The sequence below is a fragment of the Chryseobacterium sp. UF-290 genome (assembly GCF_058245615.1).
This window is the reverse complement of record NZ_JBSICB010000005.1, coordinates 210,594-234,614: the sequence shown is the minus strand read 5'-3', so window position 1 is coordinate 234,614 and position 24,021 is coordinate 210,594. Positions and strand designations below refer to the sequence as shown.

The 24,021-nt window shown below is 36.7% G+C and carries 27 protein-coding genes; 18 read left to right on the top strand and 9 right to left on the bottom strand.

Annotated elements, in window-relative coordinates:
• Positions 1-120: 120 nt before the first annotated feature.
• The 8 genes from rplI to AC4IF5_RS08150 all read right to left on the bottom strand — a co-directional run bounded on the left by rplI (position 121) and on the right by AC4IF5_RS08150 (position 7,396).
• On the bottom strand, positions 121-627 hold the full coding sequence (gene rplI, locus AC4IF5_RS08185; protein ID WP_490733415.1) for a 50S ribosomal protein L9: 507 nt from the start codon (positions 625-627) through the stop codon (positions 121-123).
• A gap of 170 nt (positions 628-797) precedes the next feature.
• Entirely contained in the window at positions 798-1,100 is a 303-nt protein-coding gene (gene rpsR, locus AC4IF5_RS08180; protein ID WP_002979091.1) for a 30S ribosomal protein S18, read from the bottom strand.
• Between the two features lie 32 nt (positions 1,101-1,132).
• Positions 1,133-1,474 carry a 30S ribosomal protein S6 gene (rpsF, locus tag AC4IF5_RS08175; protein ID WP_490733412.1) on the bottom strand — a complete coding sequence of 114 codons (342 nt, stop codon included), beginning with the start codon at positions 1,472-1,474 and terminating at the stop codon, positions 1,133-1,135.
• Positions 1,475-1,611: 137 nt separating this feature from the next.
• Positions 1,612-2,904, bottom strand: a complete 1,293-nt coding sequence (locus AC4IF5_RS08170; RefSeq protein ID WP_490733410.1) for a T9SS type A sorting domain-containing protein — start codon at positions 2,902-2,904, stop codon at positions 1,612-1,614.
• 102 nt (positions 2,905-3,006) lie between these two features.
• Positions 3,007-4,356: a chloride channel protein gene (locus AC4IF5_RS08165; RefSeq protein WP_490733408.1), complete on the bottom strand. Its 1,350-nt coding sequence runs from the start codon at positions 4,354-4,356 to the stop codon at positions 3,007-3,009.
• A gap of 243 nt (positions 4,357-4,599) precedes the next feature.
• On the bottom strand, positions 4,600-4,947 hold the full coding sequence (locus AC4IF5_RS08160; protein ID WP_490733406.1) for a hypothetical protein: 348 nt from the start codon (positions 4,945-4,947) through the stop codon (positions 4,600-4,602).
• Between the two features lie 250 nt (positions 4,948-5,197).
• Positions 5,198-6,505: a dihydrolipoamide acetyltransferase family protein gene (locus AC4IF5_RS08155; RefSeq protein WP_490733404.1), complete on the bottom strand. Its 1,308-nt coding sequence runs from the start codon at positions 6,503-6,505 to the stop codon at positions 5,198-5,200.
• Between the two features lie 63 nt (positions 6,506-6,568).
• Positions 6,569-7,396, bottom strand: a complete 828-nt coding sequence (locus AC4IF5_RS08150) for an SAM hydrolase/SAM-dependent halogenase family protein (protein WP_490733402.1) — start codon at positions 7,394-7,396, stop codon at positions 6,569-6,571.
• 134 nt (positions 7,397-7,530) lie between these two features.
• On the opposite strand from AC4IF5_RS08150, the gene AC4IF5_RS08145 reads away from it, so the two are divergent.
• The 6 genes from AC4IF5_RS08145 (at position 7,531) to AC4IF5_RS08120 (ending at position 12,534) form a co-directional block, all read left to right on the top strand.
• The gene (locus AC4IF5_RS08145) at positions 7,531-8,490 is read left to right on the top strand and encodes a PhoH family protein (protein WP_490733400.1); all 960 of its coding nucleotides are present in this window, start codon (positions 7,531-7,533) and stop codon (positions 8,488-8,490) included.
• A 117-nt stretch (positions 8,491-8,607) separates the two neighbouring features.
• Positions 8,608-9,270, top strand: a complete 663-nt coding sequence (locus AC4IF5_RS08140; RefSeq protein WP_490733398.1) for a porin family protein — start codon at positions 8,608-8,610, stop codon at positions 9,268-9,270.
• Between the two features lie 144 nt (positions 9,271-9,414).
• Positions 9,415-9,915, top strand: a complete 501-nt coding sequence (locus tag AC4IF5_RS08135; RefSeq protein ID WP_490733396.1) for a hypothetical protein — start codon at positions 9,415-9,417, stop codon at positions 9,913-9,915.
• A 459-nt stretch (positions 9,916-10,374) separates the two neighbouring features.
• Complete coding sequence (locus tag AC4IF5_RS08130; RefSeq protein ID WP_490733395.1) at positions 10,375-11,040, top strand: outer membrane beta-barrel protein; 666 nt, start codon at positions 10,375-10,377, stop codon at positions 11,038-11,040.
• Between the two features lie 83 nt (positions 11,041-11,123).
• Positions 11,124-11,786, top strand: a complete 663-nt coding sequence (locus AC4IF5_RS08125; RefSeq protein ID WP_490733393.1) for an outer membrane beta-barrel protein — start codon at positions 11,124-11,126, stop codon at positions 11,784-11,786.
• Positions 11,787-11,871: 85 nt separating this feature from the next.
• Entirely contained in the window at positions 11,872-12,534 is a 663-nt protein-coding gene (locus AC4IF5_RS08120) for a porin family protein (protein WP_490733391.1), read from the top strand.
• Positions 12,535-12,602: 68 nt separating this feature from the next.
• On the opposite strand, the gene ffh is transcribed toward AC4IF5_RS08120, so the two are convergent.
• Positions 12,603-13,964, bottom strand: coding sequence for a signal recognition particle protein (gene ffh / locus AC4IF5_RS08115; protein WP_490733389.1), 1,362 nt, complete (start codon positions 13,962-13,964; stop codon positions 12,603-12,605).
• A gap of 165 nt (positions 13,965-14,129) precedes the next feature.
• On the opposite strand from ffh, the gene AC4IF5_RS08110 reads away from it, so the two are divergent.
• The 12 genes from AC4IF5_RS08110 to AC4IF5_RS08055 all read left to right on the top strand — a co-directional run bounded on the left by AC4IF5_RS08110 (position 14,130) and on the right by AC4IF5_RS08055 (position 23,972).
• Positions 14,130-14,501: a hypothetical protein gene (locus AC4IF5_RS08110; protein ID WP_490733387.1), complete on the top strand. Its 372-nt coding sequence runs from the start codon at positions 14,130-14,132 to the stop codon at positions 14,499-14,501.
• 59 nt (positions 14,502-14,560) lie between these two features.
• Positions 14,561-15,658: a F0F1 ATP synthase subunit A gene (gene atpB, locus AC4IF5_RS08105; RefSeq protein WP_490733385.1), complete on the top strand. Its 1,098-nt coding sequence runs from the start codon at positions 14,561-14,563 to the stop codon at positions 15,656-15,658.
• A 46-nt stretch (positions 15,659-15,704) separates the two neighbouring features.
• The gene (gene atpE, locus AC4IF5_RS08100) at positions 15,705-15,899 is read left to right on the top strand and encodes an ATP synthase F0 subunit C (protein ID WP_002979108.1); all 195 of its coding nucleotides are present in this window, start codon (positions 15,705-15,707) and stop codon (positions 15,897-15,899) included.
• An 82-nt stretch (positions 15,900-15,981) separates the two neighbouring features.
• Positions 15,982-16,479 (top strand): F0F1 ATP synthase subunit B, encoded by a 498-nt coding sequence (locus AC4IF5_RS08095; protein WP_490733381.1) that lies wholly within the window; start codon positions 15,982-15,984, stop codon positions 16,477-16,479.
• Between the two features lie 2 nt (positions 16,480-16,481).
• Positions 16,482-17,021: an ATP synthase F1 subunit delta gene (atpH, locus tag AC4IF5_RS08090; protein ID WP_490733379.1), complete on the top strand. Its 540-nt coding sequence runs from the start codon at positions 16,482-16,484 to the stop codon at positions 17,019-17,021.
• Between the two features lie 16 nt (positions 17,022-17,037).
• Positions 17,038-18,615, top strand: coding sequence for a F0F1 ATP synthase subunit alpha (gene atpA / locus AC4IF5_RS08085; protein ID WP_490733377.1), 1,578 nt, complete (start codon positions 17,038-17,040; stop codon positions 18,613-18,615).
• Between the two features lie 84 nt (positions 18,616-18,699).
• Positions 18,700-19,563: an ATP synthase F1 subunit gamma gene (gene atpG / locus AC4IF5_RS08080; protein ID WP_490733375.1), complete on the top strand. Its 864-nt coding sequence runs from the start codon at positions 18,700-18,702 to the stop codon at positions 19,561-19,563.
• Positions 19,564-19,832: 269 nt separating this feature from the next.
• Entirely contained in the window at positions 19,833-21,191 is a 1,359-nt protein-coding gene (locus tag AC4IF5_RS08075) for a hemolysin family protein (RefSeq protein WP_490733373.1), read from the top strand.
• A 15-nt stretch (positions 21,192-21,206) separates the two neighbouring features.
• Complete coding sequence (locus tag AC4IF5_RS08070) at positions 21,207-21,512, top strand: ATP-dependent Clp protease adaptor ClpS (RefSeq protein WP_490733371.1); 306 nt, start codon at positions 21,207-21,209, stop codon at positions 21,510-21,512.
• 223 nt (positions 21,513-21,735) lie between these two features.
• On the top strand, positions 21,736-22,350 hold the full coding sequence (gene udk / locus AC4IF5_RS08065) for a uridine kinase (protein ID WP_490733369.1): 615 nt from the start codon (positions 21,736-21,738) through the stop codon (positions 22,348-22,350).
• 4 nt (positions 22,351-22,354) lie between these two features.
• On the top strand, positions 22,355-22,711 hold the full coding sequence (locus AC4IF5_RS08060) for an FtsB family cell division protein (protein ID WP_490733367.1): 357 nt from the start codon (positions 22,355-22,357) through the stop codon (positions 22,709-22,711).
• A gap of 97 nt (positions 22,712-22,808) precedes the next feature.
• Positions 22,809-23,972 (top strand): methylmalonyl-CoA mutase family protein, encoded by a 1,164-nt coding sequence (locus tag AC4IF5_RS08055; protein WP_490733365.1) that lies wholly within the window; start codon positions 22,809-22,811, stop codon positions 23,970-23,972.
• Positions 23,973-24,021: the final 49 nt, after the last annotated feature.

The following is a 24,021-nucleotide window of genomic DNA, read 5'->3' as shown; positions in this document are numbered from 1 at the left end:
TCCTGGCTCTTGATTCTTGATTCTTGGCTCTTTTTATCTCACATCTCCCAGCCACAAAAAAACCACCTCAATAAAATTGAAGTGGTTCTTTCTATATTTTGAGAAATTCTCAGTCGCTTATTAAGCTTCTTCAGATTTAGCTTCCTCTTTTTTAGCTGGAGCTGGAGCAGCTTCAACCGGAGCGTCAGAAACGATATCGAATTCGTAGTTGTACTCAACATTTCTGTGAAGTCTGATAAGAGCGGCAAATTTACCGGTTCTCTTGATCGTATTACCAGGAATTTTGATATATTTTTTCTCTACAGAAACACCAGCTTTTTCTAAAGCAGCAGATAGATCAGCATTGTTGATAGATCCGAATAGCTTATCACCAGCACCTACTTTTGCAGGAATAGTGATAACTGTTTTCTTCAATTGCTCAACTACAGCGTTAGCGGCAGCAACCAATTTAGCTTCTTCTTCTTTTCTGGCTTCTAATGTAGCTTCTAAAGCAGCTTTGTTTTTAGGAGTAGCTAAAAGAGCAATTCCCTGAGGAATTAAGAAGTTTCTAGCATAACCTGGCTTTACGTTTACTGTATCAAACTCAAGTCCTAAGTTTTCTACGTCTTTTTTTAGGATAATTTCCATTGTTGTTGTCCTTTTTTAGACTTTAGAGGTTAGAAATTAGAAATAAGAGGTGAGACAATGTCCGCTATCTGAAATCTAAGATCTGAAATCTAAAATCAAGTTAGAATTAAATTAGTATTATTCAGCAACAAAAGAAGAGGTTGCCCTCTTCTTTTATTTATTTTTTTGTCTTATTTCAATAAGTCAGCTACGTATGGTAGTAATGCAAGGTGTCTTGCTCTTTTGATAGCAGCAGAAACTTTTCTTTGGTATTTTAAAGAAGTTCCGGTGTATCTTCTTGGTAAAATTTTACCTTGCTCGTTTACGAATTGTAATAAGAAATCAGCATCTTTATAGTCAACGTGCTTAATTCCGTATTTTTTGAATCTACAATATTTCTTTTCAGATTTTGTATTGATATCAAGCGGAGTAAGGAATTTTACTTCTGATTCTCCTCCAGCTGAGGCTTGTTTAGCCATTTCATCTATTGCCATGTCTTGTCTTTTTTAAAAAATAGGGTTAATAATTAAGCTTTAGCTGATTTTACTTTAGCTCTTCTAGTTACAGCGTACTCAACAGCGTGTTTGTCAAGTTTTGTAGTAAGGTAACGGATTACTCTTTCGTCACGTTTGAATGCTAATTCTAAGTCAGCAACTACAGTACCTTCTCCTTTAAATTCGATTAAAGTATAGAACCCATTCTTTTTCAATTGGATTGGGTAAGCTAGTTTTTTTAATCCCCAGTTTTCTTTAGCAACGATTTCGCAGTTCTTTTCTTTGATAAGATCCTCAAATTTTTTCACTGCTTCCTCCACCTGTGCATCAGATAGAACGGGAGTTAAAATGAAAACAGTTTCGTAATTGTTCATAATGTTAAATGAATTTGTTAATTATTTCGAGGTGCAAAATTATGTATTTTATTTATAATATGCAATGTTTTGAAAATTTTATTTAATAAAAAAGCCCTGCATGGCAGGGCTTCCAATTTATTTATTGTTTATAAAGATTATTTTTTAATCACTTTTACAGATTGCAGGCCGTTTTCTGTCTGAGCACTTAAGATATAGGCTCCTGAAGATAACCTGGATAAATTGATGTTAAATTGATTCTGATTGATTTCAGAGCTGAGAACCGTTTTGCCGGATAAGTCAATGATACTGATGGATTTTACTTTTGCCTGAGAATCAATATTTAAAATATCGTGTACAGGATTCGGATATGCTTTAAATGATGAATTCTTTGTATGGGCTTCAGTGACAGCGAGAGGAGCTGCAACTACATTTACCGTATAGTCTTCCGCCTGTCCGTAATCTGAGCCAGCACAAGGGTCTGTAAGACTAGCTGTACCGTAGATCTTTTTTACTCTCATTCTCGTGTTCCCGGTCAATGCAGTAGAAGGAACGGCAATGGCCTGTACTGCCTGAACAGCATCTGTACCATCAGAATCTTCAATAGTTTGAGTAACCTGATAAACTTCTCCTTCATCATTTAAGATACCGTTCTGATTCCAGTCGATAAATACAGCGAACCTGTTTTCATAATCTCCTCCCGTGTTTCCTTTTAGGGTAATATTGTAAGATTGTCCCTGAGTAACGGTGGCTGTCTGATCAAGGAAAAATTCATGAGAATTTCCAATATAAGGCTCGTTGTCGGTAATATTGTTGATTCCTGCAAAATTTACTAATGTGATCGGTTCGTCACCCTGATCTCCAAAGAAGTCAACAAAGTCCAGAGGGCCGCAATAGTTCAGCTGCTGCGTAGAAGAGCCTTCTATTGATACGTCATCAATATATAAAGCTGCACCGTCTGAGCCTACATATTGGAAAGCGATCTTTACATTAGGGGTGTTTTTGTAAGCGCTTATGTCGAGAGAAACAGCATTCAATCCGAAATTAGAAAGAATTGACGTTAAATTTGTTTCAGTCCATAATTGTGTCCAGGTGACACCGTTATCGGTTGAAATTTTCACAAAAGCGTCATAGTTATTATTGGGACTAATCGCCCAATACTCACTTAATCCTACTTTGAATTTTAAATAATAATAAGCGGCATTGGCCAGGCTCACAGATGGTGAGATAAGCCATTCATTTTGCTGGCCAAGAGTAGCGTCATAATTTACTGCTGCAACGGTTGCTCCTGATGCAAGGGTTGCGGTTTCCCAGGATTCGTTGGCATTGGTTTGTTGTACTGTCCAGGTTGCCGGAAGAGTGGCTGCATTGAAGTTTTCAGTAAGAACCACTTGCCCGAAGCCAAGGAATGGTAACATTACTAATCCTAAATGAAGTAATTTTTTTTGCATAATAAATATTTTTTTTGGTTTAACCCAAATATAATAAAAATTATATAAAAATTCAAATTTTAGGATTTTTGTGTTGTAATATGTATTTTTTTTTATGAAATATTAATCTTTTCTGAGTTCTGATAGAAAGTTTACTTTTAGTACATCATATAGGGAATGGCGGCTGACCAAAATAGAAACTATAGAAGAGACCATTCCCGCCAACATAAGATGGAATATCAGGGAATGTCTGTCTGTCATCTCCAAAACAATAATTGCAGAGGTAAACGGAGCTCTGGTAATTCCTGTAAGAAAAGCAACCATTCCGGCAAGAATAACAACGTTCGTTTCGTTGGGAGTTAAGTGAATAGCTCCTGATATCACAGATCCTATACTTGCACCGGCTGTCAGGGCAGGAGCAAAAATTCCGCCGGCACCACCGGAAGTAAAGGCCAGCGCTGGTCCCAGCATCCTTAAAACAGGAACATACCAGTCTTCATGTTTGTCTTTTGTAAAAAGGACACGTTCCATAATTTCTTTACCGGAGCCCAGGATTTCCCTGTTGATAAAATAAGCTATTGAAGCAATGAATAAAGCGCAGATCACTAAAAAGATTACATTAGCCTTATCTGTTTTCAATTTCTTCTTTTTCCAGCTATTGATCCTAAGCATGATTACAGAAAGCTGGCTGGCCAGTATCCCTGCAATCCCTGCAACAAATATGATTGGAAACATGACCATCAAAGAAACATCATGCGTTTTGGGATACCCCAGATATAAATAAGATCCGGCCAGTGTCTGGGCGGTTAACCCTGCAATAATAACTGCTGTGAATAAAGCCGTTTTAAAGTAATTGATATGGGTCTTTGAAAGTTCCTCTACCGCAAAAACAATTCCTCCCAATGGGGTATTAAATGCTGCGGCAAGCCCGGCTGCGGCTCCTGTCATAATCATGTTCTTCTTGGAAATCTTTGGCCACCATTCAGGAAGATATTCGTTGATTTTCCTAAAAACAGAACCGGCAATTTGAATGGTAGGGCCTTCACGGCCTACGGCACCACCACCAATAACCAGAATGACTGAAGAGAGAATTTTGAAAAAAATGATCTTAAGACTTAAGAGACTCCTGATTTTTTTATGTTCTTTAGGATTAGCAAGTTCTACAGCGGCCATTACTTGCGGAATACCACTTCCTTTGGCATTGGGAGCAAATTCTTTTACCAGCCACCAGGACAATACAAAACCTACAGGAGCAATAATGAAAATCATCCATGCATGCCAGTCAAAGATAAAGTTCATGAGATTTTCACCCCAGGCAAATATCTGTGCATACATTACAGCAAAAAAACCGGTAATCACTGATCCGATCCAGAAAGGGATAGCCTGAAGCAGATTGTTTTTCAGCTGTTCGTTCCGGATATTATCGAAAGATTTTTTAAGAGCTTCCCGTATAAAAGTAAAAAATTTCAGCATTTGTCTCTTTTGTGGGATGAAATTACAATTTTAAGTTCAAAGTTGGAAACCTAAAATTGAAAATTGACAACTGCTTTTTGGAATTCTGGTACAGTTTTAAGTTTATGGTGTCATAATTTGCGTTATAATAAAACAAAATCTCAGGATATGAATTTTAACTGAAAGTTCACTCAATAAAAAGGTCCGGCCTTTCATGGAAAACAAAAAAGCTTCCCGGTTGGGAAGCTTTCTGCTTTATATTTTTTAAGTCCCTCCGAATAGCAGGGCGGCTCCTATGCCATAAATTAATAAAAGAACTCCGGTGAAAATTAAATTCACATTCCTCAGTTTAGACTTTCCATTGCCTTGAAGAATCACAGCTTCGATAATAATAAAAAGAAGCCAGACTGCATGGAAAATCATCATAAAGAAAAGCCAGCCTAATGCATCCCAGCCTTTTGCCTGACTCATTCCGATGAAAAAAACGATAGAGCCCAGAATAAATACTGCGAGACGTATGATAATATGTTTCTTTACATCTTCATGCGCAGGCAGATTATTTTCTTTGTCATCCTGTTTTATTTCAAAGAGTTCTCTAAATTCGGGATTCATTCTTTTTGTTTGTTGTACAATTTAACAAAAAACTGCAGAATTCCAATAAAACCAAGAAGATTAAGAATACCAAACACACGATACAGCTCCATAGAGTAGACTTCAAAAAAACTGGTAACAATCTGAATAAGATCAATAAGAATGATTACACTTAACGAAATTATTGCAATTAAAGTTGCGTTTTTCATGGTGATGTCTGTTTGGGGGTAGGTTGAAATTTGGTTTTCAGTTTAAATCTTTCAGGAATTACTTATATTTCTGTGTTCAGATCCCAGTTTTCAAGGTAATCGTGAACATGCTTCAGCATCATTCCTCCTAAAGAACCGTCCACCACTCTGTGATCATAAGAGTGAGACATGAACATCAGATTTCTGATCGCAATCACATCACCATCTTTGGTCTCAAGAACAGCAGGCTTCTTAACGATAGCTCCGATCGCCAGAATAGCAACCTGAGGCTGAGGAATGATCGGTGTTCCCATAAGGTTTCCGAAGCTTCCTACGTTAGAAATAGTATAGGTTGCTCCCTGAGTATCTTCAGGTCGTAATTTCTTGTTTCTTGCTCTGTAAGCTAAGTCGTTGATCGCTTTTGCAAGCCCTGAAAGAGATAGCTGGTCAGCATTTTTGATAACAGGAACGATAAGGTTTCCGTCTGGCAGGGCAGTGGCCATACCGATATTGATGTTTTTCTTTTTGATGATATTTTCACCATTTACAGAAACATTGATCATTGGGAAATCCTGGATCGCTTTTACGACCGCTTTTACGAAGATCGGCATGAAAGTAAGCTTTTCACCTTCACGTTTTTCGAAGATCGCTTTATTTTTATTTCTCCATTTTACAACGTTGGTGACGTCTGTTTCGATGAATGAAGTTACGTGTGGAGCAATTTGTTTTGCTTTCACCATGTTTTCAGCGATGATCTTTCTCATTCTGTCCATTGGAATGATCTCATCACCTGCACTTACCGGAACAGTAGCTGCCGGAGCAGACACTGCAGGCTGTGGAGTAGAGGTTGCCTGTACCGGAGCAGCTTGTGGAGCTGGCTGGTTTCCTCTGTTAGCAACGTATGCTAATATATCTTCTTTGGTAATTCTTCCTTCCAGACCGCTTCCTTTGATGGATTTAAGTTCAGCTTCGGAAATATTTTCCTGTTGTGCGATTGATTTTACAAGCGGAGATAAATAAAGATCTCCTGAAAACTCTGTATTTGAAGCAGCAGCAGTTTGTAAAGGCTGCTCAATTGTTTTTAAGGTCTCAGCATCAGGCGCTGCAGCCGGTACTTCAGTTTTTACTTCCTCAGAAGCTGTAACTTCTCCCTCAATTTCTAAAATCGCAATGGCTTCGCCTACTTTTGCAACTTCATCTTTTTGCTTTAAAATTTTTACGATTTTCCCCGAAACTGGTGTCGGTACGTCTGAATCTACTTTATCTGTTGCAATTTCTACTACGGAGTCATCCTCTTTTACGTTATCACCTTCATTGAATAACCAAGTGATAATTGTCGCTTCCATAACACCTTCTCCCATGGAAGGAAGCAATAGTTTGTATTCTGCCATTTTTGATTTTTAGATTTTGACAAATATATAAAAAAAATCGGTTTTTTTATGAAATATATAATTTTAGCTGAATTCAATATAGATATTTTCGCCTACATTCAATCCAAACAGGCTTTTAGCTCCGTTTTTCTTACTTCCTTTATAGATGGTAAGCTCCAATAACTGACTGTCATTGAAGATTGCGGCCGACTGCCCATGGAATTCGGTCTCCCTTTCCCAGTCGGAAACGACTTCCGTATGGCTGGAAAATATTCTGGAAAGACTCAGATTCCTGAATTTTATGGTAAAACCGTTGTATCCTTTACTTATGTTTTCGAAAAAATCTTTGTTGATATTTGATATTATATTTCCGAAATTATCAATGTAGGTGACTTCACCAATGATCATTCCTTCCGATTCATTATAGACCGGTCTCGGGAACATCAGCTGTTTCGCCGTGCTGATCTTTCTTCCTATCACTTCAGGAAGCCCGCCATTGGCAAGATGTACCGCTGCGGGAACAAAAATATCTGTAGAAGTAAAGTTGATGATATCGTCAAAGCGGTTGTTCAGGGTGAGCTCATAGATCGCCTCTGGTTTGATGTCAAAAAATATGAGACTCAGAAGACCGTTGTCTGCTGCCAGAAAGTAAGATCCGTCTGCTTTGTAAAGAATATTTTTTCTTGATTTGTTGTAAAAACTGTCTACCGAAAGGATGTGAATGCTTCCTTTAGGAAAATATTTATAAGCATTTCTTACAATATACGAGGTCTGTATAAGGTTGAAAGCCTGGATATCGTGGGTTATATCAATAATATTAACCTCAGGATTTAGAGACAGAATTTTGCCTTTCACAGCAGCAACTCTGTAATCTAAATTTCCGAAATCCGAAGTAAGGGTAATAATTGACATGAGCAATTTATAGAATAGTGTAGTATTGCAAAGTTATTTAAAATAAAAAGAATGCCCGAAAGATTGTTGAAAAGAATTTGATATAAATTTGAAAAAAAGCTTTAATTTTAAAATCTAAAAAATAAAAATACTGCATGTTTGAATTAACATATGATTTGGAAGATACTGACGCAAAAATCTTCTATGGAGTTAATAACCAATATTTCAACTTAATAAAATCAAGCTTTCCAACCCTTAAAATTACAGGAAGAGATCATTTTATCTTTGCCATGGGAAATCAGGAAGTCCTGGATATACTGAAGCAAAAACTGGATGATATTGTAAAATTTATCTCTAAAAATAACTCAATCGGGCTGAAAGATGTCGAAAATATCCTGAATATTAAAGACGAAAATGAGAAACAGCTGATCTTTGACCAGGATATTATTGTAAAAGGAGTCAATGGAAAAGTGATCAAAGCCAAGACCACCAATCTTAAAAAGCTGGTAAAGGAAACGGAGAAAAAGGATATGGTCTTCGCCATAGGCCCTGCGGGAACGGGAAAGACATATACCAGTGTAGCGTTGGCAGCAAGAGCATTGAGAGATAAAGAGGTAAAAAGGATCATTCTGACAAGACCTGCTGTAGAAGCAGGGGAGAGCCTTGGTTTTTTACCGGGAGACCTTAAAGAAAAGCTGGATCCTTATTTACAGCCTTTATATGATGCGCTTCGTGATATGATTCCTCATGAAAAGCTGGAAGGCTTTATGGAGAAAAAGGTCATAGAGGTGGCTCCTCTTGCTTTTATGAGAGGACGTACCCTTGATGATGCTTTTGTAATCCTTGATGAAGCGCAGAATACGACTCATGCCCAGATGAAAATGTTCCTGACCAGGATGGGGATGAATGCCAAGTTCATTATTACAGGAGATCCAAGCCAGATCGACCTTCCGAAAAACCAGCAATCCGGACTGAAGGAAGCAATGAGGATTCTGAAAGGAGTGAATGAAATCGGTTTCGTACATCTTACAGAAGAAGATGTGGTAAGACACCCTGTTGTGAAGAAGATCATTCTTGCTTACAACGATGAGGAAAAGAGATTGAGAAATGACTGATTTCAGAAAGTAAAAGATTCCGTTAACCTTTTATTAACCTTACAATTAATTAATAAAATTTGTTAATTTGAAAAAAATAATTAGTTTTGCAGCCTTAAACTTAAAAACTAATTAACAATGAAAAAACTTTTACTTGTTGCAGCGGTCGCTGTTATGGGAATTTCTGCAAGTGCACAAGAATTTCGATTTGGTCCAAAAGCAGGTTTTGCGATGTCTACTATTAAATTAGATGACAAGCAGGATGATCTTGACGGAAGAAAAATGGATCCTAAATATACATTCTATATTGGAGGGATGGCTGAATACAAGCTTAATGATAACTTTGCCCTTCAGGGGGAGGTTTTGTATTCTCCGCTTGGAGCCAAAGAAAAGATTGATGGGGTAAATGCAGGAGGATTGTATTTTGGTGAGCAGACTAAAGTTACTTTTGGAACCCTTTTGGTGCCGGTTTCCGCAAAGTACTTTATTACAGAAGGTTTCTCTGTAGCAGCAGGTCTTAATTTTGGAATCATTCTTACCGCTAAACAAAAAACTGTAGTAGGTTCAGACTTTCTTGATGTAGAAATAGAAGGTGAAGGGGGTGAAGTAGATATTAAAAAAGATGTCAAATCATTAAACCTTGCTCCTTTCTTAGGGGTTGAATATGCTTTGGAAAACGGACTTTTCTTTGATGCAAGATACAGCTTAGGAGTATCAAACCTGTCTAATGACAACAGTGGAGGTACGGTAAAAAATAGCTTTGCTCAGATTGGTGTAGGTTTCAAATTCGGAGGAAACTAATTCTGAAAATTTTATACAGGAATAATATAAAAGCAGGACAATTTTGTTCTGCTTTTTTGCTGTAAAGAACATGATGCTTACAATTTGCTTTTACGGTGAAAAATAATTAGTACCTTTGCCCCGTAATTTAAAGCTACTAAAAAAATGAAAAAACTATTATTACTAGGTGCTTTTGCACTTTTAGGAGGTGCTGCTCAGGCACAGGAAGGTTTTAAAATTGGTGGACATATCGGTGTTCCGGTATCTGATGCAAGTGATGTATCTTCATTTACATTAGGAGTGGATGCTGCTTATATGTGGAATATTACCAAAGGTCTTGACCTTGGGGTAACAACTGGGTATTCCCACTTTTTCGGAAAAGATCATTTTGATGATTTCGGATTTATTCCGGTAGCCGTTTCCGGTAAATATAAATTTAACGGAGCGCCTATCTTTGTAGGATTAGACCTTGGATACGGAATCTCTACAAAGGATGGGATGGACGGCGGTTTCTATGCACAGCCTAAATTTGGATATCAGATGTCTAAAGGAGAGCTGTACATCGGGTACCAATCCATCAGCAACAAGCGTGACCTGCCAGGATGGGGAAGCTACAGCTGGAATGTAGGAGCTGTAAACTTAGGGTATAACTTCTTTATTAAATAAGGACCATTGAAAAATAACAGGACTCCGGCCGATAGGCCGGAGTTTTTGTTGGTATATATTAATAAGGATAGCGGTATTTTAACAAAATTTTTTAATTTATTCCAAAGGTAGCCTTTCACAGGATAGAAAACCTGCTGAATTATAAACGTTTGTTTAAATTTTAAGAGTTAATAACTTAAAAATTAACATTTTAAATGGACTGTTATTTCCGGTTTTCCTGGATTTATGATGTTTTGAAGAAAAATTGATAAATTTAAAAAGTTAAGTATATTGGGCTCTGGTTAATAATTTGTAATTTATTTATTCATAATATTGTGAAAAACTCAAAGACTTCCCTTTATTATGATTTATTTTTGTAAAACCCTAAATTTCACTAATGATATTAATCACATTAACAAATTTTAATATTAGTGACTACCACTGTAAATTTGCCCTCAGAAAGTATTAAAATTTTTTAAAATGAAAAAAATATTATTAGCGGGTGCTGTTGCACTTTTCGGTTTATCAAACGCTCAGATTGCTAAAGGAACTTCATATCTATCAGGACAATTAGGTTATTCTCAAAACGAAAATAATAATAATGATACAAAAGTAGAGAGCTTCAAAGTTCTTCCAACTGTAGGTTATTTTGTAAACACTAACCTAGCTGTAGGTTTAGGTGTAGGTTATAAAAATGATAATACTAAAGTAACCGCTGAAGGCGATGCTATCGGAGGTGGAACTTTTGTTAACGAAAATAAGAATACAACTTCTGCTTTCGTTGTTGCTCCATTCGTAAGAAAATACTGGACTCTAGCTGATAAATTGTATATCTTCGGTCAATTAGAAGTTCCTATGGAATTCGGTCAGTACAAGTCTGAAAAAGAATCTACTGTAACAAATGGTTCTACGGTAACTTCTTCTTCAACTTCAACTAAAGATAGTTACACTTCAATCGGTGTGAATATCAAGCCAGGTTTAGATTATTTCCTAAACAAAAACTGGTCTATCGAAGCTACTTTCGGTGAGTTTGGTTACAATACAAACAAAGTAAATGTAGACGGAGCAAAGAGAGTAAACGATTATAAATTCGGTTTGAATTTATCTTCTGTAACTTTCGGAGTTAAATATGTATTTGCAAAATAATAAACAAAGCGTATAATAATAGAGCCTTGAGAAGTTTCTCAGGGCTTTTTTAGCTTAAGTCTTAAAACATACATATAATAATCATGAAAAAAACATTATTAGCAGGTGCTGTTGCACTTTTCGGTTTGTCAGACGCACAGATTGCAAAAGGAACTTCTTATGTTTCCGGTCAGGCAGGGTATTATCACAACGAAAAGAATGAATTTGAAACTAAAAGAAAGGATGATATTATCAGAATCCTTCCTACGGCTGGATATTTCGTTAGTACAAATCTGGCAGTAGGGTTGGGTATAGGATATAAAAATGCTGTTACCAAGTATAAGATAGGAAATGCTGCCGGCGGTGATAGGGTAGATATTAAAGATACAGACAATGCATTTGTAGTATCTCCGTTTGTAAGAAAATACTGGACTTTATCAGATAAGTTATACATCTTCGGGCAACTACAGGTTCCATTGGAGTTTGGTAAAGAAAAAGTGGATTTAAACAGTGAAGTTTTCACTGGAGATCCTCTGCTTGCCGCTAATTTTTCAAGAGAAAATAATTACACAAATGTTGGAGTTAATGTCAAGCCAGGTTTAGATTACTTCTTAAATAAAAACTGGTCAATTGAAGCTACAATAGGAGAGTTCGGATACAATACTTACAAAAGAGACATTGACGGTGCCAGGAGAGCGGATAACTACAAATTCGGAATTAGCTTAACTTCTGTAACTTTCGGAGTTAAATATATATTTGCAAAATAATAAATATAAATAAAGTATAGAAATAGGTCCTGGGAGCTATTTCAGAGCTTTTTAACCTAAACTATTTAAGTATAAATTAATAATCATGAAAAAAATCTTATTGGCGTCTGCAATCGCTTTATTTGCAGGGGTAAATGCGCAAACTACGTTCGGGGTAAAGGCAGGTTACGCTCTGTCAAAACTGAATTCTAATGAAAATGATGTTGAGTTTGGAGGCATTGAAGGAGGTTTAAAATCCAAATCAGGGTTTTATATCGGAGGTTTGGTTGAGCATAAATTCAATAACAAGTTTGCTGTTCAGGGAGAAGTGGAATATGCTAATTTAGGAGGAAAAGCAGAAGTCTCGTTACCTGGTATTACAGTCACTGAAAAAATGAATCTCAATAGGATTGTAATTCCTGTATCTGCAAGATATTACGCAACCCCGGAATTGGGAATCTATGCGGGTCCGTATGTAAGCTTTAAAACGAATAATAAAGTGAAATTTGAAATGAGCGGCCAGAATGCCGGTATGGTAAATCCTGCAGGAATCAGAGAAGGAGAAAGATATGTGGAAAAGTTTTTGAATGATTCTTTAAAATCTACAGATTTCGGGTTGTTCTTCGGAGCGGATTATAACGTTTATAAAGGCTTATTTATAGATGCCCGTTATAGCTTCGGTCTTACCAATATGATCAAAAATCCTGTGGACGGTGAAAAGCTGAAAATGAATTTCTTCCAGCTTGGAATAGGGTATAAGTTTAAATAAACAGCTAAGATAAAACAAAAAACTCTCAGAAATTTCTGAGAGTTTTTTTATGAATGATTGTTCTTATACTATTTTCCGAACATTCCACCCATTCCGGGCATATTCGGCATTTTGCTCATCATCTGCATCATTTGCTTTCCTTGGGGCCCCTGCATCATCTTCATCATTTTACCCATCTGATCGAATTGTTTCATCAGCTGGTTTACATCCTCGATCTTTCTTCCAGCTCCTTTCGCAATTCTGTTCTTTCTCTGAGTATTGATGATAGAAGGCTTTCTTCTTTCCTCTGGAGTCATGGAATAAATAATAGCTTCAATATGCTTGAAAGCATCATCACTGATCTCTACATCTTTAATTGCTTTTCCAACCCCGGGGATCATTCCCATAAGGTCTTTCATATTACCCATTTTCTTGATCTGGTTGATCTGCTTCAGGAAATCATCAAAACCGAATTCATTTTTAGCGATTTTTTTGTGAAGCTTTTTAGCTTCTTCTTCGTCAAACTGTTCCTGAGCTCTTTCTACCAAGGAAACAACGTCTCCCATTCCCAGGATTCTGTCTGCCATCCTTTCCGGATAGAAAAGATCCAAAGCTTCCATTTTCTCTCCTGTAGAGATAAATTTGATCGGTTTTTCAACAACAGAACGGATCGTTAATGCAGCACCCCCTCTTGTATCACCATCTAATTTGGTCAATACAACCCCATCGAAGTTCAATGCTTCGTTGAATGCTTTTGCTGTATTCACAGCATCCTGACCGGTCATGGAGTCTACTACGAAAAGTGTTTCCTGTGGCTTGATGAAATAATGTACGGATTTAATTTCGTTCATCATATGCTCATCGATCGCTAAACGGCCTGCTGTATCCACAATCACTACATCATGGTTGTTGGCTTTTGCAAAATTGATTGCATTTTCAGCAATGGTAGATGGGTTGGTAGCCCCTTCTTCAGTATATACAGGGACATTGATCTGCCCTCCCAATACTTTCAGCTGATCGATCGCAGCAGGACGGTAAACGTCACACGCTACCAATAAAGGTTTTTTATTTCTTTTTGTCTGTAGATAATTAGCTAGCTTTCCTGAGAAAGTCGTTTTACCTGAACCCTGAAGACCTGCAATAAGAATTACAGATGGTTTTCCTGAAAGGTTGATTCCTTCCTGGGAACCTCCCATCAGATCCACAAGTTCGTCATGAACGATTTTCGTCATTAGCTGCCCTGGAGTCAGGGAAGTAAGAACGTTTTGCCCTAAAGCTTTATCCTGAACTCTTTTAGTAAGATCTTTTGCAACTTTATAGTTAACGTCGGCATCTACCAATGCTCTGCGGATCTCTTTTACGGTTTCCGCCACATTGATTTCAGTAATTTTTCCTCTTCCGGAAATATTGTGTAATGCCTTGTCTAATTTATCCTGTAAACTATTAAACATATTTATTGTAAATTATAGGTTTGCAAAAATAAGGAATTTTTAGGATATCCAAAGTGTTCGGATACGTAATATATTATAATATTATATATAAGAAAAATGATATATATCAAATCATAGTGTAATACAATAGAAAAAGTCTATTTTTGCGATCAATTAAAATTAAGAATGAAAATCAGTCCTAATATTATTGTTGTCATTTTATTCTTCCTGACATTTCTGGTGCATTTTTCCCTTTGGAAATTTGTTTTTCACCTGGATGAAATTCTGCTCATCAAGTTTTATCTTTTTTTAAGCATTATGTTCATGATGATGATTACTTTAATTATTTTAATCAATAAGATTGCTCCTGAGTTTTTAGGATTGTCTGTGATCGGATTGATCCTTCTAAAATTCGGTTTGATGTATTTAATCAGAAAAAAATTGAACTTTGAAGCAATTCCCGGATATAAATTTCATTTTATTATTCCATATTTTGTCCTGACAACGCTGCTTACATACTATGCGATCAAGCTGATTAATCATGATAAAAAACAGTAAAATTATTTATTGAAACTAGAAAAAATATTATATTTTTGCACAACGAAAAAAACCTATCAATGTTTAAGAAATTCGCAGTTTTATTCTACAGTATTTTTGTATTAAACTTGGTGTCTGCACAGCACGGCGAGGCTACTGCTGGAGCGGCTCCTGCTCAAGAGCTTTCAGAGAAAGACAAAGTAAGTAAAGAAAACAAAGAATTCATCGATCATCACTTATTGGATGCACATGATTTCACATTGATGGTTGACAAAGACGGTCATCACATCGGGTTTCCTCTTCCTGTTATTTTCTATGATAACGGATTTCATGCTTTCATGAGTAATAAGGAAGGGTTTATGCATGGTGAGCCAACGGAAGTGGATGGTTCTTACTATAAGTTACACCATGAAAAGATTTACAAAACTGACGCGGCTGGAACATTGCCAATGGATGAGGCGGGGCACCCTACTGCTGAGAAAGTGTTAGATCTTTCAATTACGAAAAGTGTACTTATTATTATCCTAGTGTCGGTCTTCATGTTTATATTGTTTACCGGAATGGCTAAGTCTTATAAAAAATCTCCGGTTCCAAGTGGTGCTGCAAGATTTTTAGAGCCATTGGTGATTTTCGTTAGAGATGAAATCGCTATTCCAAACATCGGACATAAATATAAGAGATTTATCGGTTATTTATTAACTGTGTTCTTCTTTATTCTTTTCCTTAATGTTTTAGGATTAATGCCTTTCGGAATCAATGTTACAGGGAATATTACAATGACATTCTTTCTGGCTATCCTTACTTATTTAATTACTACATTCTCTGCAAATAAAGACTATTGGAAACATATCTTCTGGATGCCGGGAGTACCTGTGCCAATGAAATTGATCATGCTTCCTATTGAATTGCTGGGGACAATCACTAAGCCGTTCGCGTTGATGATCCGACTTTTTGCCAACATGACTGCAGGTCACATCGTAGTAATGAGTTTGATCGGACTGATTTATGTATTTAAGAATTTTGTTGCAGGTGTAGCATTCCCGTTCTTGACATTAGTAATTTATTTATTGGAAGTATTAGTAGCATTCCTGCAAGCCTATATTTTTACCATGTTATCAGCTTTATTTATAGGAATGGCAGTACAGGAGCATGAACATGAACACCATGCTGCTCACTAATCAGATTAGAACATTATTTTAAACAAATTTTTTAAAATTATATATTATGGAAATCCCTAAAATTGTAGGTGCTGGTATCGTAGTACTAGGTGTAGGTATCGGTCTTGGTAAAATCGGAGCTGCTGCTCTTGAAGCTATCGCTAGACAACCTGAACAATCTGGAAAGATCCAAACAGCTATGCTTATCGCAGCTGCACTTGTAGAAGGTGTTGCGTTTGCTGCTCTATTCGCAGTAAACTAATTAAAATCAAATCATTATCTGCAACGGTTGGTTGCAGGTAATGATTCTTTAAAAAAGTAATAATTATTTATACATTTATATAATGGAATTAATTCATCAGTTTTCATCAGGATTATTTATTATCCAGTCTGTTATTTTTCTAGCATTATTATTTTTGTTAGGTAAATTCGCTTGGAAACCTATTTTAAAGTCTATCAATGACAGAGAAACATCTATTGTTGACGCTCTTAATCAAGCCAAATTAGCTAGAAAAGAAATGGAAACTTTAAAAGAGGATAACGAAAGAATCATTCGTGAAGCTAAAATCGAAAGAGATGCTATCCTTAAAGAAGCCAGAGAAATCAAAGACAGAATCGTAGGGGAAGCCAAAGATGTTGCTAAAGCTGAAGGAGACAAATTAATTGAAGCTGCTAAACAGACGATCACAGCTGAGAAAAATGCTGCTATGGCAGATATTAAAACTCAGATCGGTACTTTATCTGTAAACATTGCAGAGTCTATCTTAAAGCAAAAGCTAGATAACACTGAAGCTCAAAACGAATTAGTTCAAAATTATTTAAACAAATCAAACCTTAACTAAGAATGCTTACATCTAAAGTAGCTAAAAGATACGCACAAGGTTTACTTGATTTTACGAATGAATCAGGTCAGACGGCTACTGTATTTTCTGAAATGAAAGATGTAGTAAAGGTAATGGCCGAATCCAAAGATTTAAACAAGTTCTTCCTTACCCCTTACATTGATTCTAAAAAGAAAATAGAAGTAGCAAATGAAATTTTCAAAGGTTTATCAGCTTCTTCCCAGAACCTGATCAGATTGGTCATCAAGCACGGACGTGAAAACCAGTTGAAGAATATCGCTCAGGAATTTATCAACAAAGTAGAAGATCTAAGTGGTGTACAGAGAGTCACGCTTACTACAGCAACTCCGCTTTCAAAAGAGAATATTGATCAGATTTTAAGATCTACCAATCTTGTAAAGTCTGATTCAAATTTTGATTTAAAAGTAAACGTAAAACCTGAAATTCTTGGAGGATACATTCTAAGAGTGGGAGACCAGCAGATCGATGCGTCTGTGAAGACAAAACTGAACCAAGTTAAAAAAGATTTTCAATTAAATTAAGAAAAACAACCATACAATGGCAGAAATAAATCCGGCAGAAGTATCTGCGATCTTAAAACAGCAATTGGCCAACTTCGATACTCAATCAAACGTTGAGGAAGTAGGTACAGTTTTAACCATCGGTGATGGTATTGCTCGTGTATACGGGTTAGAAAACGTACAATACGGAGAGTTGGTGAAATTTTCTAGTGATGTAGAAGGTATTGTACTTAACCTTGAAGAAGACAACGTAGGTGTTGCTCTACTTGGTGAAAGTAAATTAGTAAAAGAAGGTGATACAGTAAGAAGAACTAACAGAATCTCTTCTATCAAAGTAGGAGAAGGAATGTTAGGAAGAGTAGTGGATACTCTTGGTAATCCTATCGATGGTAAAGGTCCTATTACTGGGGATTTATATGAAATGCCACTAGAAAGAAAAGCTCCTGGAGTTATCTACAGACAACCGGTAACTGAACCATTACAGTCAGGTATCGTTGCGATCGACTCTATGATCCCTGTAGGAAGAGGTCAGAGAGAGCTTATCATCGGTGACAGACAGACAGGTAAAACTACTGTTGCGATCGATACGATCATCAACCAAAAAGAATTCTTTGATGCTGGTCAGCCAGTATATTGTATATATGTAGCTATCGGGCAGAAAGCTTCTACCGTAGCACAAATCGTTAAAACTCTTTCTGATAAAGGAGCTTTAGCTTATACTGTAATCGTTGCGGCTAACGCATCAGATCCTGTTCCAATGCAGGTATACTCTGCGATGGCAGGAGCTGCTATCGGTGAGTTCTTCAGAGACTCTGGTAGACCGGCGCTTATTGTTTATGATGATTTATCTAAACAAGCTGTTGCTTACCGTGAGCTTTCTCTTCTATTAAGAAGACCACCGGGCCGTGAAGCTTATCCTGGAGACGTTTTCTACCTTCACTCAAGACTATTGGAAAGAGCAGCAAAAATAATTGCTGATGATAATATTGCGAGTCAGATGAATGACTTGCCGGAGTCTCTTAAGCCAATCGTAAAAGGTGGTGGTTCATTAACTGCTCTTCCGATCATCGAAACTCAGGCGGGTGACGTTTCTGCATATATCCCAACAAACGTAATCTCTATTACAGACGGACAGATCTTCTTGGAGTCTGATCTGTTCAACTCAGGGGTTCGTCCTGCGATCAACGTAGGGATCTCCGTATCAAGGGTAGGAGGTAACGCTCAGATCAAATCAATGAAAAAAGTATCTGGTACACTTAAGTTAGACCAGGCTCAATATAAAGAATTGGAAGCATTTGCTAAGTTCGGTTCTGATCTTGATGCTTCTACTTTAGCAGTAATCTCTAAAGGGGAAAGAAACGTGGAGCTTCTTAAGCAGCCGGTTAACTCTCCGCTTCCGGTAGACAGCCAGGTTGCTATGATCTATGCCGGTACTGAGAACTTATTGAGAAATGTTCCATTGAACAAGATTAAAGAATTCCAACACGAATACATCGAGTTCCTGAGATCTAAGCATCCTGATACAATGGCTGCAATTAAGGCTGGAAAGATCGATAACGATATTACAGGTGTTCTTAAGCAGGCAGCTAACGATTTAGCTTCTAAATACAACTAAAATTAGTTGATGGTTGTTGGTTGATAGTTGACAGAATTTTCTAAAACTAGCAACCAACAACTGACAACCAACAACTAACCCAATATGGCAAACTTAAAAGAAATACGAGGCAGAATTACGTCAATTTCATCTACAATGCAGATTACACGTGCTATGAAAATGGTTTCCGCTGCGAAACTTAAAAAAGCACAGGATGCAATCGTAATGTTAAGACCTTATTCTGAAAAATTACAGGAGCTTATCCAGAATGTAAATTCTAGCTCTGATCCTGATCAGATTTCTGTATATGCTCAGAAAAGACAGGTTAAAAGAGTACTTTTCATCGCTGTTACTTCAAACAGAGGTCTTGCGGGAGCTTTTAACTCTTCTATCGTAAAAGAGCTTAACCTTCAGTTTCAGAACAAATCTCAATATGAGATCGAGGTTCTTCCTGTAGGTAAAAAGGTATATGATGCTGTAAGAAGAAACCGTAAGGTATATGCTAATGGAAGCTCTGTTTATGATAACCTGAATTTTGACATGGTTGCTAACGTTACGGAAGGTGTAATGGCAAGCTTTAGAGAAGGAAAATTTGATGAAGTATACGTTATTTATAACAAATTCGTTAATGCTGCAACTCAGGAAGTAACTACAGAACAGCTTCTTCCGATCTCAATGCCTGAAAATACAGAGCCACAGGTTGAGACAGATTATATCTTCGAACCCAACAGAACTGAGATCCTGGATAACCTGATTCCTAAGTCAATTAAAACTCAGGTTTTCAAAGCAATCTTAGATTCAGTGGCATCCGAGCACGGAGCAAGAATGACAGCAATGCACAAAGCTACAGATAATGCTCAGGCTTTGAAGAACGATCTTGTGATCTTCTACAACAAAGCAAGACAGGCTGCTATTACAAACGAAATCCTGGAGATCGTTTCCGGAGCAGAAGCTTTGAAAAATTCATAAAGAATTATTTAAATATCATATTAAAGCATCGATACTATCGGTGCTTTTTTGTTGCTTAGAGGCTTAAAACTGTCATTCACTACTTTAAAATCCGTTTTTATTACAGAAATGAAGAAGGAGTCCGGCTATTTTTTTAAGGGTAAAGTATATGCCTTTTAACGACCCTTTTTTCTTCCAAAAAAAATCATTAATCGAAATATATCATCCCGGAGTCAGGTTATTTTTATTTTACATATCTTTGTACCTAATAAAATTTATATAACTTTTAAATGGACTCGGACATAGTCAGGCTTTTGCTGGCCTTATTTCTTGTTTTACTAAATGGCTTTTTCGTAGCCGCAGAATTTTCAATTGTTAAAGTTCGTTACTCTCAAATTCAACTAAAGGCTGCAGAAGGAAATTCTATGGCTAAACAGGCAGAGCACATCATCAAGCACCTTGATGAATATCTTTCCGCTACACAATTAGGAATCACATTGGCATCACTTGCCCTGGGTTGGGTAGGAGAAAGTGCCCTGCATCATATTGTAGAAAATATCTTTCACTCACTCAATATCAGCATGAGCGAGGCTTCTATTACTTCGATAGCACTGGTGGTTAGTTTTGTAATGATTACCATTATGCACATCGTATTTGGTGAGCTTATTCCAAAGTCAATTGCGATCAGAAAATCGGAAGCGACTACAATGGCGACAGCAGTTCCGTTGAGGGTATTTTATATCATCTTCAAGCCGTTTATCTGGTTGATGAACTTAATGTCAAATACATTTTTGAGATTGGTGAAAATCCATCCGGTATCAGAACAGGAAATTCACTCGACAGAGGAGCTTCAGCTTTTGGTAAAGCAGAGTGCGGATAGCGGAGAGATCGAAGAAGAGAACTATGAGATCATTAAAAATGCATTTGACTTTACAGATCATTCTGCCAAGCAGATTATGGTTCCCAGACAAAATATTACTTCCATCGATTTTGAAGAAGATGTGAACGATATTATCAATAAGATTATGGACAGCGGTTATTCCCGTATTCCTGTGTATCTTGATTCTATCGATAATGTGATCGGGATTTTCTATACCAAAGAGATCATCAGAGAATTTGTTAAAAGAAGAGGAGATCTGGACCATGAAGACCTTAAAGATCTGATGCGTGATGCTTTTTTCGTAGTGGAAAGTAAGAAAGTATCAGACCTATTGAAAACATTCCAGCAGAAAAAACAGCATTTGGCAATTGTAATTGACGAATTTGGCGGAACTGAAGGGATCATTACCTTAGAAGATATTCTGGAAGAGCTGGTAGGGGAAATTCAGGATGAAGAAGATGATGAAGAAAAGATCGTTGATAAAATTGCATACAATACCTATTGGGTACAGGCAACCCAGCCATTGGATGAGATCAATGAATTTCTGCCTAAAAAACTACCGCTTTCTGAAGAAAGTGAATACAATTCGTTAGCCGGATTCATTCTCCATGCATTGGCAGAAATTCCTGAGGAAAACCAGGAATTCGACCTTGACAATTATCATTTCAAAATTTTGAAAATGAACAATAAGAGTGTAGAGCTTGTGGAGCTGGTCTATCAGGAGCCTAATGCTATTGATAACTTGGCAGATAAAATTGGAGAAGTTTAAAACAGTTAATTAAAAATGAATTTTTATAATAGCATAAAAGACTACGAAAATCCAAAACGTCAGTATGAAGAGGAAGTTCTCGTTTTGGATGATACGGATGATGTTTATAAACTGGTGCTGCATAATGATGATATTCATACCTTTGATTATGTGATCGACTGTCTGATCGAAATATGCAAGCATACGTGGGAACAGGCAGAGCAATGTACCATTCTTGTTCACTACAAAGGCAAATGTACCGTAAAAACAGGCTCAATGGATGTTTTGAAGCCTATGCACGAAAAATTACTTTCAAGGGAATTAACAAGCGAAATCGTATAAAAACAAAAACCGGCAATAAAAATTTGTCGGTTTTTTTGTTAGTTTAAATGATAACGAATGGCGAGTGATTGCAGCACAATTTTTTTAATTATTTAATTTTATAATCTCTAATTCCTGAATTTCTTAATCTCTCAATCTCTTAATTCCTCAATTTACGCTCCCGCATTGTCACATTTTATCTAAAATAGTATATTTGTACCAACTATAAAGAAACAAAAAAATAATGCTTGTAATAGGAATTGCCGGTGGGACAGGATCCGGCAAAACTACAGTTGTTGACAAGATACTTCAGCAGCTTGATATTGAAGGAATGAATATCCTTTCTCAGGATAATTATTATCATGACAACCAAGGTCTGACACTGACGGAAAGAGAGGCTTTAAATTATGACCATCCGAAGTCTATAGATTTTGAACTATTGATAAAACATGTAAAAGCTTTAAAGAATAATGAGCCGATTGAGCAGCCGATTTACAGCTTTGTAACGCATTCCAGAACAGGAGATCATGTCACTGTAGAACCTAAGAATGTATTGGTGGTAGAAGGAATTCTGGTTCTTACCAATAAAGAATTATTGAAGGAGTTTGATCTGAAAGTATTCGTTCATGCAGACTCTGATGAAAGGTTAATCAGAAGAATCAGAAGAGATACCCAGGAAAGAGGAAGAGACCTGAACGAAGTATTGCACCGCTATCAGACTACTTTGAAGCCAATGCACCAGGAATTCATCGAGCCGTCTAAAAATGAGGCCGATCTTATTATCCCCAATATGAAACAGAATTCCGTAGCGATTGATTTTTTAACTACTGTTATTAAAAACTCGTTGAGAAAACATTAAAAAAATGGAAGAAAACAAACTCATCAAAGACATTCAGCCGAAATCTGAAACATTCAAACTTATCCAGAAATATGTATTGAATAAGTATACCATTACGATCTGTCTGTTTTTGGTATGGATGATTTTCTTCGATAAAACCTCATTTCTTGTAATTAATGAGCTGAATGGTGAGATTCACAAATATGAAGAGCAGCTGGAGTATTACAAAAAGGAATACGAAAAGAATGACGCTTTTTATAAAAAGCTGATGAACAACAAGTCAGAAAAAGAAAAATACGCAAGAGAAAATTATTTTATGAAGAAACCGAATGAAGAGATTTTCATTTTGGTGGTTGATAGTACAAAAGTCGCTAAGAAATAATAAAACTGAATAGCAATACGTCAATAGCGGATGGTCAGTCTGCTTTGCAATTCTGAGTTAAAATCATCATTGACGGTTCACAAATTAAACAAAACTAATGTCAAATACAGATATACTTTCAAACTGGGAAAACTTAGTAAAAAAGCAGCTTAAAACAGAGGATATTTATCCTGTTCTGGAAAAAGAAAACCTTGAAGAAATTGAAGTAAAGCCTTTTTATACAGATGTACAGAAACCTTTGGCCAATCTGCCGAGAGTGGAAGAAAGTACCCATTTGGTAGCCAGATACCATGAAAGTCTGGAAGAAGAAGTATTTGCATTTATTCTGGATCAAAATGTAGAAAATCTGGACCAGAAAACTCTTTTTGTCAATAACAAAGACCTTGCAGGACATATCAGTCCGAAGGAAGAAGATCAGTATTTTTCTCTGATTGATATTTTTAACGAAAAAGAGGGAAGCATTGATGATCAGCTGGCAAAAGAATTACTTTCAAAAGGGTTTAAAAGAAGCATCTGTATTGATATTTCATTACATCAGAATGCCGGTGCAGCCATATATCAGCAACTTGGTATCGCTTTGGCGAAAACTAAAGAGCTGGTAGAAATATATGGAGCTGAGATTTTAGATCAACTGATCTTCAGAATGGCTGTCGGAGGAAATTATTTCTTTGAAATGGCAAAGCTGAGAGCTTTTAAAATGGTTTTCAACCAGCTTTCAAAGGAATATGGACTGGATGCGGTTCCTTACATCTTTGCAGAGACATCCCTTAGAAATAAGGCGGTTTCCGACAACGAAAACAACCTGATCCGCTCCACACTGGAACTGGCTTCAGCAATGATCGGTGGGGCAGATGCTGTTTTCACCAACAATTATCTTGTAGACAGAAGTACTGATAATTCTGAGGAGATTTCTTTCAAACAGCAGATCGTTTTGGCTTACGAAAGTATCATCAATGTATTTGAAGATGCTGCCAACGGAAGTTATTACATTGAAGATACTACCCGTCAGATCGCAGACAAATCCTGGGCTTTATTTGTTGAAATGGAAGAAGCGGGAGGATATCTTGAGCTGTTAAAACAAGGAGTCGTTCAGAAAAAGATCTATGAACATGCTGTAAAAGAGCAACAATGGATTGAAGAAGGTAAAATAAAGCTGATCGGCGTTAATCTATATCCCAAATTAGACGTTACAAAGTCAATCAGCGACCTGTACAGCGAAAACGAGATAAAACCCGTTCGTTGGGCTGAAATGTTTGAATAGAGTTTAAAATGTTCCCACAGATCACTCTGATTCCACAGATTTTGTAAGT